The following is a 12,603-nucleotide window of genomic DNA, read 5'->3' on the forward strand; positions in this document are numbered from 1 at the left end:
GGCACGTTCCTGAAAAGCTTAAAGGGGTTTGCTGATGGCGGCTGTGGGCACGGCATTCGGCGCTGCCAGCACCGCAGAGGGTGACGTCTTGGCGAAGAACACCAGGATCGCGGCAAGCACTGAGGTGCCCGCCAGCGCATACAGGCCGCCCTGGATCGAACCGGTGGTTTGTTCCAGAAAACCAAAGGTGGTCGGCGCCACAAAACCGCCGAGGTTGCCGATGGAGTTGATCAGCGCGATCACTGCGGCGGCGATGCGCGCGTCCAGGTAGCTCTGCGGGATTGGCCAGAACAGTGACGAGGCGGATTTGAACCCGATGGCCGCAAAGCAAATCGCCACAAAGGCAAAGACCGGCCCGCCGGTGGTCGACATGAACATGCCCGCTGCGGCGATCAACAGCGCTGCGGCGACCCAGGCTTGCTGGAACTTGAATTTGCCCGACAGCGAAGCAAAGGTGTACATGGCGATGATCGAAATCAGCCACGGTATCGAGTTGAAGAATCCGACTTGTATGTCGCTCAGGTCGCCCATCTTCTTGATGATGCTCGGCAGCCAAAAGGTCGCCGCGTAAATCGTCAGTTGGATGCAGAAGTACAAGGCGCAAAACAGCAGGATCTGGCGGTCTTTGAGCAACTTGCCCAGCGTCGGCTTCACGCTGGTCAGCGCCTCACGCTCGCGTTGTTCCTGGTCGATGGCGCCCACCAGTGCGTCTTGCTCTTCGCGAGTCAGCCATTTGGCGTCATGCGGTTTGGAGTCCAGCCAGAACCATACAAAGAAACCCAGTGCCACGGAGGCCAGCCCTTCGAGGGCGAACATCCATTGCCAGCCATGGAAGCCGAACCCTTCGATCTGCAACAGGGCGCCGGACAAAGGCCCGGAAATCAGTGACGCAACCGCCGAGCCGCTGAGGAAGATCGCGATGGCTTTACCGCGCTCAACGCCCGGCAGCCAGCGGGTGAAGTAGTAAATCACCCCAGGAAAGAACCCGGCTTCGGCCACGCCGAGCAGAAAACGCAGGATGTAAAAGTGGGTTTCGTTCTGGATGAACGCCATCATCGTGGCGACGATGCCCCAGGTGAACATGATGCGGGTCAGCCAGATTCGCGCACCGACCTTTTGCAGCAGCATGTTGGAGGGCACTTCGAACAGCGCGTAGCCGATGAAGAACAGCCCGGCACCGAAACCATAGGCCGCAGCGCCGATGCCGAGGTCATGCTCCATGTGCGTACGCACAAAGCCGATATTGACCCGGTCGATGTAGTTGAGGATAAACATGACCACGAACAGTGGGAGCACATGGCCCTTCACTTTGCTCACGGCACGCGCGAGCACCGAATCACTTTCTGGAGCTGCAGATACACGGTTTGAATTGTTCACAATTCAAAACTCCCCTTGATTATTTTTATGCGGGTTTTTGCTGTTTTGTTGAATGACATCATACAAGTGGATTTCTCGGATCCGCAATCCTGTGTAGCGTATTTTTATGCTTATAAGGCCGCATCTGCATCAGGTATTATGGTTATGTACCGGTTTTATTGGGTTTAAAGCGCGCGTCGAGGTGGTTTGCGTACGAGGATGCGTTAGCGTGACGCTCACTAAGCTACTTACGATAAAATCCACTTGTCATACAAGTTAAGGCTTTTTGAATCCCCCCAGGCCTTGCCACCGGGCGGGGTGTTAAGCTCGCTCCTGCTCAACCGCGTGGACCCGCAACGATGCCCATTGAAAACGCAAACCCTGTGCGTAAACGCTCCAGCAACCTCGCCCAAGGCGTGGTTGAGGCGCTGACCCAGTGCATCCTGCTCGGGCAAATCAAGCCCGGCGAAAAGCTGCCGTCAGAATCCACCATCGTGCGTGAGCACGGCGTGAGCCGCACCGTGGTCCGCGAAGCCATCTCCAAGCTGCAGGCGTCAGCGTTGGTGGAGACGCGTCACGGCATTGGCACCTTTGTATTGGAGCCGCAGCCGCAGACCGGGCTGCGCTTGCATGTGGACACGGTTGCCAGTGTGCGCAGCGTGCTTGAGTTGCGCCTGGGCCTGGAGGTGCAGGCCGTGGCGCTGGCCGCCCTGCGCAGGAGTGATGAGCAGCTTGCACGTATGCGCGCGGCGCTGAGCGACTACCAGGCCTCGCTGGCCAACAACGACAGTTGCGTGGAAGAGGACAAACGCTTTCACCAACTGATCGCCGAGGCCACCGGCAATACCTTTTTCACCGACATCATGCTGCACTTGGGCAACGCAATGATTCCGCGCACGCAGGTCAAAGGTGTCGAGCGTGGCGGTGCCGACTTTGCCAAACTGGGGCAGTTGGCGAACCTGGAGCATGAGGCGATCTTTAATGCAATCAAACGCCAGGACCCGGATGCGGCGCGGGCAGCAATGGTGTTGCACCTGACCAACAGCCGGGATCGTTTTTCGGGTGAATAACTTCGTGGTGATAAGGAACAAGCGTTGAACCAACACACACTTTCCCTGCGCCTGGAGCGCGTGGCGGCAAACGTGCCCGCCGGCGCGCGCCTGGCCGACATCGGCTCGGACCACGGCTACCTGCCGGTGGCGTTGATGCGTCGCGGCGTGATCGCGGCGGCGGTGGCGGGGGAGGTGGCGACCACGCCTTTTCACGCGGCCCAGCGCACGGTGCGCGACAACGGTCTGGAGTCGCACATCAGTGTGCGCCTGGCAAATGGTTTGGCGGCGATCACGCCGTGCGATGCGATCACGGCGATCAGCCTGTGCGGCATGGGTGGCGAGACAATCCGCGAGATTCTCGACAGCGGCAAGGCGCACCTCTGCGGCCAGGAACGTTTGATCCTGCAACCCAACGGCGGCGAGCAACCGTTGCGTGAATGGCTGATGGGCAACGGCTACCGGATCCTGCGCGAAGAGCTGCTGCAGGAAAACCGGTTCTACTACGAGATTATCGTCGCCGAGCGCGCGGCGCCTGTGACCTACACCGCCGAACAACTGTACTTCGGCCCACTGCAGATGCAGGCGCGCACCCCGCAATTTCTGGCCAAGTGGCAACGCATGCTGCGCCAGAAGCACAAGACCCTGGCCAGCTTTGAGCATGCCCGATACGCAGTGCCTGAACAAAAGGTGCAGGAAGTGGCCCGGCAAGCGCGGTGGATTACGCAATTGCTGGCGTGAACCCGCTTGTAACTTTTCTGGCGGCTGTGCAAAGATCGCCCATGACTGAATTTTCGCACAGCAACCGCCATCACCCCCACGGACCTTGCCCAAGGTGCCGTGGTTGCTTGCGCTCACTGATTGAACAGCCTCGCTGATCACTCACTGAACCCATCCCAAGGCGCCTATGGCGCCTTTTTTATGACCTGTAAAAAATGGAGATTCAACACATGACAATGCTACGTGGTACCCGAATTGTGACCGGCAAAGAAGCTGCTGCGATGCGCGAAGTAGAGGGCCTTTTTCGGGGTTATCTTCATCGAAGCGGGCGCTGAAGAAGCCATCGTGCCCGCGTTGTGGGGCCAGGACACGTTTATCGAAAAGGCCGGCGGCAGTGAAATCATCGGGCAAATGTGGGCCTTTGATGACAAGGCCGGGCGCAAATGTTGCCTGATCCCGGAGGCCACCGCCTTGTTCCAGGAGCGTAATGCGCAACTGCTCGATGGGCGGCGCGAAGCAGTGTTTTTCTACGTGGCACGGTGTTACCGGTACGAGCGCCCGCAAGCCGGTCGCTATCGTGAATTCACCCAACTGGGGCTCGAAATTCTCAGCCCTGAACCCGCACTCGCATTGCTGCGCAGTCAGGCGCTGTGTACCGGGTTTTTAGATACGCTGGGTCTCGACTATGAACTCAATCTGGCGGTGAAGCGTGGGCTGAGTTATTACCTCGAAGGCAACGGCTTTGAGGTGCGCTGCCCCTCCTTAGGCGCGCAGCAGCAAGTGGTTGGCGGCGGTGCCTACCGCGAAGGTGCCGGTTTTGGCATCGGGCTTGAGCGCTTGGTGCTTGCGTTGATGTGACGGCCTTGGCGGTGCAGCGGCAGCGACTGTCATCAATGAGTCAATCTTGTTGAATAGTTTGGAACACGGCCGCTGCCCCGCAGCAAAAGCAAAAGCGTTGTTTAAGACCGCGCACCGATGAGGGTTTGAATAATGATCCGTGATGCACAGCCTGGGGATGCGAAGCGCATCGCTCAGGTTCATGTCAGTAGCTGGCAACACGCTTATGTTGAGCTGATGCCGGCTGATTTTTTAGCCTCGCTGACGGCGACGCTGCCTAAAAGAGAAGCTCATTGGGTTGCTTCAATTGAATGCAAGGACGCTGACGTTTTAGTCGCAGAAGTCGATGGAAATATTGTTGGCTGGGTGTCGGTTGGGCCTTGCCGTGATGAAGATAAACCCACGGTCGAAACGGGGGAGGTCATGGCTATTTACCTGTTGGCAGACTATTGGGGAAAGGGTATCGGCGCCCAATTGTGGACGTCAGGTTTAACGCGTTTGCTTGATCAGGGTTATAAAAATATTACGTTATGGGTGTTAGCCGAGAATCAAAGAGCTATCCGCTTTTATCAGGCGTTCGGAGGAAAAGAACAATCTGGCAGCCGCCGCACGCTGGTGCGTGGCGGGGTGGCGCTGGATGAGGTGAGGTATGTTTGGGAGCATTAAGTTTAGCCGAACGCACTTCCAGGCTAAGGGCGCTTAATACGTCTGCCCATGTTGGCCGGCAGCGTTTGCCGCCACTTGCCGAACGCTGACTTTGCGGCGAGTATCAGCCTGACGCCTGTGCCGATGTAAAATCGGGTTACATTTTTACGCTTCACGCTGAGTGCTTTCGCCCCATTTTAGCGCGCGCTACCGGGTTGTTTCATCGGCGAACCGCCTATTTACGGCTTCTTCACCAGCGGCCCGTATCTTGCTAGAGCCAAGCTAATCAATGACATGGCATTTTGCCGTTAGTTATATCAAGGCTTCGCCCGCCGGTGCACCGCGTGGGTTGTTTTAGGGGTTAGTCGGCCATGCACAGTCTTTTATCACCCGGTATCCGCCTGCTCGGGCGTTTCGGTTTTGCGCGCAAATTCCAGATTCTGTTCATTATGTTCATGCTGCCTCTGGTGGGCAGCCTGTGGATGATCGGCCAGGACTATCGCGAAAAATTAGCGGTGATTTCCAGCGAGAAGTCTGGCGTTAGCCAGCTATTGGCCATGGAGGCTCTGGATGGGCAATTGACGGCCCAGCGTAACCTGGCGGCGCGCTGGAAAGCGGTGGACATCCTGCATACCCAGACGCCTGCGGTTCAAGCGGCGATGGACAAGGTCGATGCCGGCAGCCCGGTCATCCTGAAGAGCCTGCAAGTACTCGGCGACTCGCTCAAAGCCGAGCATGCCAGCGCCGACACCTTGACGCGTTTTGAGGCGTTGCAGGCCACCGTCAAGGGCATGGACTCCCAAGCCCTGCGCACTGTGGGCTGGTGGCCGGACGGTTATGACCGCTTCACCGCCGCCTTGACCGCCGTGCAAGCCCTGCGCGAGCAGATCGCCCTCGACACCGGCCTGATCCTCGATCCTTGGCTTGAAACCTACACGCTGATGCAAATATCCACCCAGCAGACGCCGGACCTGATCGAGCGCATCGGCCGTATGGCGAGTGTTGGCGAGTCGTCCATCGCTTCGGGGCAGTTCACCTTGCAAAGTCGTTTGCAGATGCGTGACCTGCGCAGCCGCATTGGCGATGCGCGCGACCAACTGGTCAAGGCCGCCGCCTCGCTCAAAGCCAAGCAATATGAGGGGCTCGAACCGTGGACGGCGCAATACGACAGCAGCCTGCAATTGCTCGATAACCAACTCAAGCTGTTGGACGACGGCGTTTTTGGCGGCACCATCAAGCTTGACATGGCGGGCTTTGACCGCAGTGTCGACAGCATGCTCGGCGCGTTAGGTACGTTGCGCAACCAGTCGCTGAATTCGATGGATCAGCGCTTGAGTTACTACCGCGATCTGTCGTTCCGGCACTTCATCCCGGTGGTGGCGACCTTCAGCCTGTTGGCACTGGCGGCGCTGTACCTGTTTATGTGCCTGCAAGCTGCTATTCACCGCAGCGCCAGCGGCATTACCACGCTCGCCGAGTCCCTGCGCGACGGCAACCTGTGCGTCGAAGTGGCGGTGGAAGGCCGCGACGAACTGGCCGCCATCAGCACCGCGCTTAACGTCGCGGTCGTGCAATTGCGCACCAGCCTGCTCGGGGTTAATCACGAGACCCAACTGCTCGGCTCGGCCGTGCTCACGCTGAATTCGCAGTCGGGCAGCACCCTTACGGAGGTCGAAGACCAGCAGTCACAAATCAGCCAGATCGCCGCCGCCGCCACGCAACTGGCGGCCACCTCGATGGGCGTCGCCAGAAGCTGTGAACAAGCGGCTGGCAGCGCCCAGCAAACCCGGCGCATTGCCGAAGACAGCAGCCGCGACAGCCAGCGCACCACGGCCAGCATCCAGCAACTCAACCAGCGCCTGACCGACACCGCCAACGCGTTGGAGCAAGTCAGCCAGCAAGGGCAACAGATTCAATCGGTGGTCGACACCATTCGCGGCATCGCCGAACAAACCAACTTGCTGGCGCTTAACGCGGCCATCGAGGCTGCACGCGCAGGCGAGCAGGGCCGTGGTTTTGCGGTGGTGGCGGACGAGGTTCGCAGCCTGTCGCAACGCACCCAGGCGTCGACGGCGCAGATCGCCGGCACGGTCGACAGCCTGCGCGCGACGGTCAGCCAAGCGGTGACGCTGATGGGGGCCGCATGCGAACAGGCGCTGACTGACGCGGAGTCCGTCACCGGGCTCGGCACGCGGCTGGGCGAGATTGCCGGCGCGGTGCAAAACGTCACCGACACCCTGGCGCAGATCGCGACGGCGGTAGAAGAACAGGCTGCGACCGCCGACGAGGTCAGCGGCAACATCCAACAAGTTGATCAGGCCGCCGGGCGTTTGCTCGATGGCGCGCGAGCCGTCAACCGCGCGGCAGACACCCTGAGCAAGGGCAGCCAGGCGTTGAGTGACAACACCGCGCGTTTCAGGTTGGGCTGAGGGCTATTGCGCTGAGGTGTGCAGGATCTCAATCCACAGCGCACCCTTGCCCGATGGCGCTTCGCCCACACGCTTCAAGGCACCTGTGTCGCTGACCGCATAGGTGCCGACTTTCTCGCTTTTTTCACCGGTCACCAGCAACCAGTGGCCATTCGGTGAAAAGGCGATATTGCGCGGTTGCTGCTCTGCGACCGGGTAGTTATCGACAAACCTTATGCCACCCGTGGCGGTGTCCACCGCAAAGGCCGACACCGAACTGCTGGTGCGCTCGCTCATCAGTAGCAGCTTGCCGTTCGGCGACATGCGCAGGTCTGCTGCCCAGATACGCGGCGTCGGGTCGTCCTTGAGGTCATTGTTGCGCGCGTCACGCACTTCGCCATGGGCCAATTTCAAGCGCTCGGGAATGCCGTTCGCCATGCCTGTCTGAGTGAGTGCGCCGGTGCTGCCATCGATGGAAAATACGCTCACGGTGCCGCTCATTTCACCCACCACGTAGAGGTATTTGCCGTCCGCAGAAAAGGCCAGGTGCCGTGGCCCGGTGTTGGCCGCAACACTTACATAGCCGCTGCCAATCGGCGTTAACGCGCCCGTGTTGGCGTCGAAGCGGTATTGCAGCACATGGTCCGCGCCCAGATTGCCCGCGTAGGCAAAGCGATTGCTCGGGTCGGTGCGCAGCGAGTGCGCATGTGGGCCGGTCTTGTAGGTCTGAATGTTGCCGGAGGGCTGTCCAGCCGCGTCAATCGCTTGCACGCTCAGGGTGTCGGCACCGTAAGAGGCGGCGAGCAGGTAACGCCCGGCACGGTCAGTCGCAAGGTACGCCATGCTTTCAGCCAACGGCGCCTTGGACTGCGCCGTCAACCGCCCGGTCGTGGGGTCGACGCTGTACCCTTGAACCTGAAACGGTTTGACCCGCAACGCTGCAAACAAGGTTTTACCGTCGGGGCTGAGGGCCATTGGGTTGACCTGATCGCCGGCATTCACCTGATCGATAAGGCTCAGCGCGCCGTTGCTTTCGTCCAGGCGATAGTGGGAAATCAGGCCGTCGCCGGGGCTGGAGATATACGCAAAAGTAGCGGCGTTCGCGTGCACACTGAGGCCGCACACGACAGCGGCGGCCATGAGAAGGGGTTTACTCACGAGTGATCCTTTATTTTTATGGTTGTGATCAGTCATCGTATGACTATGTTTGAGTCAGGGCAATGGGTCGCCTGGATTCACGGCACTCCACGTGGGTCGCGTAGTCTGTTTGCTATACACCCACTCTTGTTCAGCGGAGCCCTTATGATCACTGTCCACCACCTCAACAACTCTCGCTCGCAACGCATCCTCTGGCTGCTTGAAGAACTCGGCTTGCCATACGCAATCAAGCGCTACGAGCGCGACCCGAAAACCAACCTTGCGCCACCCGAACTCAAGGCCATCAACCCGCTGGGTAAATCGCCGGTGATTGAAGACGGCGCGCTCGTGCTGATCGAGTCCGCCGCGATTATTGACTACCTGATCCGCCGCCATGGCCAGGGTCGCCTGCAACCCGACCCTGCTACCGCCACCTACGACAAATACGTGCAATGGCTGCACTTCGCCGAAGGTTCGGCCATGCTGCCGCTGATGCTTAACCTCTACGTCGGCCGCCTGGGTGACGCGGGCACGCCGTTGCACCCGCGTATTGAGTCGGAAGTGGCCAATTACCTCGGCTACCTGAACGACGTGCTGGTGGATACCCCGTATTTGCTGGGTGACGAACTGAGCGGCGCCGACGTACAAATGAGCTTTATCGGCGAGATCGCCAAGGCGCAAGGCAAGTTGCAGGCCTACCCGAACCTGGCGGCGTGGGTGCAGCGGTTTCAGGCGCGGCCGGCTTATCGCAAGGCGGTGGAGCAGGGCGGGGAGTACGCATTTGCCAAATAAGCGTCTGGCGGAGGCTTGATTAGCGATCACGACGCTGAAAACAGCGAAGGTCGAATGTGGAGCTCGACAATTCCTGCATGAGGCGCCATCAGGCCAGGCGCGCGCGCCAATCGCCGCCATGCTGGGCGCTGCATTCTTCTTCGCAATCGAAACGCACACAGCGCTCCATCGGCACGGGCGGCGCGTCGGTGTCGTGCAGCGCAGCGGCGGTCAACTCACGCATCCGTTCGGCCGCGCCGCCCGCCAAGGCCTGGTCCTTATTGGCGCGCGTGTCGAACACCCATGTCACGCGAAGGCTGCTGGCGAAGGCTGCGTAGTCGACGGTATGTGTCAGCCAGATGAACCCTGGAATTTCGCCTTTGGCGGTTTCGCAGGCTTCGGTGAGGGTGGCGACAAGGCGGCGTTCGAGGCGGGCGTTGTCGCGTTTGGTTAATTTCATAGGGGCTCCCCGAGTGCGCAAACGCCTTAGATTAACAGCGTGCCGATGGTTTTGAACCAAGGCGCCCCGTCGCGACGGGGCGAACACATTTTGGTGACTCGCGGTCAGCGCGAAAGCGGCCCCTTTCTTTGCCAACAGGGCTACCATGCCATCCCCGGCAGTGGTTCACGCGCTACCGACTTCTATCTTTTAAGGTATTGCCATGACCATCGACCAAATCTCCCTTCCCAAAGGCGTTGGCCCTCACGCCACTAAACTGCTCGACGCTATCACCGGCGCCTCCACCCATGAAGAACTCAACCGCGCTGGCGGCAAGGCCGAAGGTTTTGTGTTGGGGCTGGAATCGGCCAAAGCCATTAAAAGCCAAATCGCCGAGTCGCTGTATGTGGCCTATGACGACGCGGCAAGTAACCGCGCCGCTGAGTTGAAGGGCTAAACGTTAGCCAGGGCAGGGCGCTTCGCGGTCGAGCAGTTTGGCCGTGAGGAGCACGCCCAGTTCGCTCAGTTGGTGGATGGCCAGCGCGATGTCGCGGTGTTTGCCGCACAGGTCTTCGGACAGGTCGAGCAGCAAGGTGCTGACTGAGGTGAAGGTTTCGTAGCTGTTGGTGATCAGGGTTTCGGTGCTGGCGTCGGCAGCGACGGTGTAGAGGGTGGTTGAATCAGGGTTGATATTAACCATTGTCAAGTTCCTTGCTTGGGCCACAACCTCATCGCTACTAAACGAAAGGGTGGTAGCTGAACGCAGGTTAGTAGACCGGTGGAACCTAACAAAACCGGCGCGCCCGAGGGCGCCCTGCGCACAGCCACCATCAAGCACAGACAGGAACGTCTGACAGATGAGACTTATGCACGTGTTAGGTTAAACCGTAGGCTACTAAACCCGATCACTGAGAGATTCAGCGACCGAGCAACCTTAGAGACGGGCACCTTGGCGCACAAGTCGGCGGATTCTGACGTACGCGTAGGCAATGGAGCAAGGTGCTGTGTGCTTAATGCACGGGGCTTGTGGGTTCTGGTTTGTCTGGTGCATCGTGTGTGCAGGTTTTGGGGCCGCTGCGCAGCCCAACGCGAGCAAGCCCGCTCGCCACAGTAAGCCCGCTCACCACAGTATCGAAGGCGTGCCAATGACATTGACCGTCAAAACCCTGCTTGAACTGGCCATGGCCAACCCCGTCAACGCTGAAATTATCGCGCGTCTGCCGGACCTCGGTGTGGACCAGTGCATGCTGACGGCGGGCTGTCTGTTCCAGGCGGTGTGGAACCACCAATCGAATCTGCCCGCCGCTCAGGGCGTGAAGGACTACGACGTTTTTTACTTCGACACCGACCTGTCCTGGGAAGCTGAAGACACGGTGATCCGCGCGGCCGACCGGCTGTTTCAAGATTTGGGCGTCAACGTTGAGGTCAAGAATCAGGCGCGTGTTCATCTTTGGTACGCTGAGCGCTTCGGTCGGCCTTACGCCCAACTGCACTCGGCTAAACAGGGGGTTGACCGTTATTTGGTGGCCGGTACGTGCATTGGGTTGGAGGTTGCAACGGGCGAGGTCTACGCGCCGTTTGGTTTGGACGATGTGGACCAAGGCCTGCTGCGCATTAACCCCAACCACCGCGAGCCTGCGTTGTTTGATCAGAAGGCGCGCAGCTATCAGGCGCGCTGGCCGTGGCTGAGGATTGTGCCGCCGGATTAATCGTCGACGTTTTGCGTGAACTTTTGCCTGCCTGTTGCACGTCCAAGCTTCAAACGAACCGCCAAGGACCCGCCATGACCTTCTTTATCTTCCTGCTCGCCTGCGCCGCCGCCGCCAGCACCGGCATCATATTCAAGCCCGGCGCTTGGTATGAAGCGCTGATCAAACCGAGCTTTACGCCGCCTAATTGGTTGTTCCCGGTCGCCTGGTCGATCATCTACCTGCTGCTCGCGTGGGCCGGCTACCGCTTGAGCCTGATCCCGGGCAGCCAAACGGTAATGGCTTTGTGGGCGGCGCAAATCGCCCTGAACACCCTGTGGACACCGGTGTTTTTTGGCGCGCATCACGTGCTCGCCGGCATGGTGATTATTCTGCTGCTGTGGCTCACCGTCGCGGCCATGGTGGTATTGGCCGTGCGCCTGGACCTGATTACCGGGTTGATTCTGTTCCCCTACCTGGCGTGGCTGTGTGTGGCGGCGGCGTTGAATTTCTCGATCCTGCGCAATAACCGCTGATGGCTTACACACGGTGGCCTGCCAGTGAGCCAGAACTGGCGCAGATGCGGCAATTGAATAAAAAACTCGCGTGGTTGCCGCGCTTTAAAATCCGTAATCGTGTCACGCCACGCTTGATTCAGGCGCTGTTGCGGGCCAGTCAAACGCTCAAGAAGGCGCCTGCTGCGCAAACCCGCCGGGTCGGTGTGGGTGGCGTTCAAGTGCCGGTGCGCATTCTGCGGCCGCAGGGTAAGGCCAAAGGTGTGGTGCTCGACATTCACGGCGGCGGCTGGGTGATCGGCAATGCGCAGATGGACGATGACCTCAACCTTGGCATGCTCAACGCGTGCGACGTGGCGGTGGTGTCGGTGGATTATCGTCTAGCGGTTAACACGCCGGTTGAAGGGCTGATGGAAGACTGCCTGGCTGCCGCACGTTGGCTGCTCGGTAGCGATGAGTTTGCCGGCCTGCCGGTGATCGTCGTCGGTGAGTCGGCCGGCGGGCACTTGGCGGCGGCGACGTTGCTGGCGCTCAAGCAATGGCCGGACTTGCTCAAACGGGTCAGCGGCGCGGTGTTGTATTACGGTGTTTACGACTTGAGCGGTACCCCAAGCGTACGCGCAGCCGGGCCGCACACGTTGGTGCTGGACGGCCCCGGCATGGTCCAGGCGCTGCGCCTGCTGACGCCGGGGTTGACTGATGAAGCGCGTCGCCAGCCGCCGTTGTCACCGTTGTATGGCGACTTTACCGGGCTGCCGCCGGCACTGATGTTTGTGGGCGAGTTGGACCCGCTAAAGGATGACACGCTGCTGATCGCCGAGCGATGGGGCGCCGTTGCGCAGGTGGAAGCGCACCTGTTGCCGGAGTCTGCGCATGGGTTTATTCACTTCCCCGTGGCGATGGCGGCTCAGGTGCTGGCTTATAGCCAAACGTGGATCACGGCGCGGACGCGCGGCTGACCACATTAATTGTGGGAGCGGGCTTGCTCGCGATTGCGGTGTGTCAGTTGAAAAATACTTACCTGACACACCGCAATCG

At 59.8% G+C, this 12,603-nt stretch carries 14 protein-coding genes; 10 read left to right on the plus strand and 4 right to left on the minus strand.

Annotated elements, in window-relative coordinates; genetic code table 11:
* Positions 1-18: 18 nt before the first annotated feature.
* Complete coding sequence (locus ACOZK9_RS22735) at positions 19-1,377, minus strand: MFS transporter (protein WP_058411888.1); 1,359 nt, start codon at positions 1,375-1,377, stop codon at positions 19-21.
* A gap of 338 nt (positions 1,378-1,715) precedes the next feature.
* On the opposite strand from ACOZK9_RS22735, the gene ACOZK9_RS22740 reads away from it, so the two are divergent.
* From ACOZK9_RS22740 to ACOZK9_RS27495, 5 genes are all read left to right on the plus strand, one after another.
* A complete protein-coding gene (locus ACOZK9_RS22740) occupies positions 1,716-2,426 on the plus strand; it encodes a FadR/GntR family transcriptional regulator (RefSeq protein ID WP_058411887.1) in 711 nt (236 codons plus the stop codon).
* Positions 2,427-2,450: 24 nt separating this feature from the next.
* Positions 2,451-3,146, plus strand: a complete 696-nt coding sequence (locus tag ACOZK9_RS22745; RefSeq protein ID WP_152748885.1) for a tRNA (adenine(22)-N(1))-methyltransferase — start codon at positions 2,451-2,453, stop codon at positions 3,144-3,146.
* 291 nt (positions 3,147-3,437) lie between these two features.
* Entirely contained in the window at positions 3,438-3,983 is a 546-nt protein-coding gene (locus ACOZK9_RS22750) for an ATP phosphoribosyltransferase regulatory subunit (RefSeq protein WP_172979628.1), read from the plus strand.
* A 132-nt stretch (positions 3,984-4,115) separates the two neighbouring features.
* Positions 4,116-4,628 (plus strand): GNAT family N-acetyltransferase, encoded by a 513-nt coding sequence (locus ACOZK9_RS22755; RefSeq protein WP_152748884.1) that lies wholly within the window; start codon positions 4,116-4,118, stop codon positions 4,626-4,628.
* 350 nt (positions 4,629-4,978) lie between these two features.
* Positions 4,979-7,036 (plus strand): methyl-accepting chemotaxis protein, encoded by a 2,058-nt coding sequence (locus ACOZK9_RS27495; protein WP_122250609.1) that lies wholly within the window; start codon positions 4,979-4,981, stop codon positions 7,034-7,036.
* Between the two features lie 3 nt (positions 7,037-7,039).
* Here ACOZK9_RS27495 and ACOZK9_RS22765 read toward each other — a convergent pair whose 3' ends face one another.
* Positions 7,040-8,209, minus strand: a complete 1,170-nt coding sequence (locus tag ACOZK9_RS22765; protein ID WP_152748883.1) for a lactonase family protein — start codon at positions 8,207-8,209, stop codon at positions 7,040-7,042.
* Between the two features lie 108 nt (positions 8,210-8,317).
* Here ACOZK9_RS22765 and ACOZK9_RS22770 point away from each other — a divergent pair, with 108 nt between their 5' ends.
* Positions 8,318-8,944 carry a glutathione S-transferase family protein gene (locus ACOZK9_RS22770; RefSeq protein WP_152748882.1) on the plus strand — a complete coding sequence of 209 codons (627 nt, stop codon included), beginning with the start codon at positions 8,318-8,320 and terminating at the stop codon, positions 8,942-8,944.
* 88 nt (positions 8,945-9,032) lie between these two features.
* Here the strand turns inward: ACOZK9_RS22770 and ACOZK9_RS22775 are convergent, their stop codons facing one another.
* Positions 9,033-9,383, minus strand: a complete 351-nt coding sequence (locus ACOZK9_RS22775) for a hypothetical protein (RefSeq protein ID WP_421556604.1) — start codon at positions 9,381-9,383, stop codon at positions 9,033-9,035.
* A gap of 202 nt (positions 9,384-9,585) precedes the next feature.
* Here ACOZK9_RS22775 and ACOZK9_RS22780 point away from each other — a divergent pair, with 202 nt between their 5' ends.
* Entirely contained in the window at positions 9,586-9,819 is a 234-nt protein-coding gene (locus ACOZK9_RS22780) for a hypothetical protein (protein ID WP_058411879.1), read from the plus strand.
* A gap of 3 nt (positions 9,820-9,822) precedes the next feature.
* Here ACOZK9_RS22780 and ACOZK9_RS22785 read toward each other — a convergent pair whose 3' ends face one another.
* The gene (locus tag ACOZK9_RS22785; protein WP_058411878.1) at positions 9,823-10,062 is read right to left on the minus strand and encodes a DUF6124 family protein; all 240 of its coding nucleotides are present in this window, start codon (positions 10,060-10,062) and stop codon (positions 9,823-9,825) included.
* A 445-nt stretch (positions 10,063-10,507) separates the two neighbouring features.
* Here ACOZK9_RS22785 and ACOZK9_RS22790 point away from each other — a divergent pair, with 445 nt between their 5' ends.
* From ACOZK9_RS22790 to ACOZK9_RS22800, 3 genes are all read left to right on the plus strand, one after another.
* Complete coding sequence (locus ACOZK9_RS22790) at positions 10,508-11,071, plus strand: nucleotidyltransferase family protein (protein WP_421556605.1); 564 nt, start codon at positions 10,508-10,510, stop codon at positions 11,069-11,071.
* A gap of 74 nt (positions 11,072-11,145) precedes the next feature.
* Positions 11,146-11,586: a tryptophan-rich sensory protein TspO gene (gene tspO, locus ACOZK9_RS22795; RefSeq protein WP_122250615.1), complete on the plus strand. Its 441-nt coding sequence runs from the start codon at positions 11,146-11,148 to the stop codon at positions 11,584-11,586.
* Positions 11,586-12,524, plus strand: a complete 939-nt coding sequence (locus ACOZK9_RS22800) for an alpha/beta hydrolase fold domain-containing protein (protein ID WP_421556606.1) — start codon at positions 11,586-11,588, stop codon at positions 12,522-12,524. Before tspO ends, ACOZK9_RS22800 begins: the two co-directional genes overlap by 1 nt.
* Positions 12,525-12,603 lie beyond the last annotated feature (79 nt).

This window comes from Pseudomonas kitaguniensis (genome assembly GCF_049199985.1).
GTDB lineage: Bacteria > Pseudomonadota > Gammaproteobacteria > Pseudomonadales > Pseudomonadaceae > Aquipseudomonas > Aquipseudomonas kitaguniensis.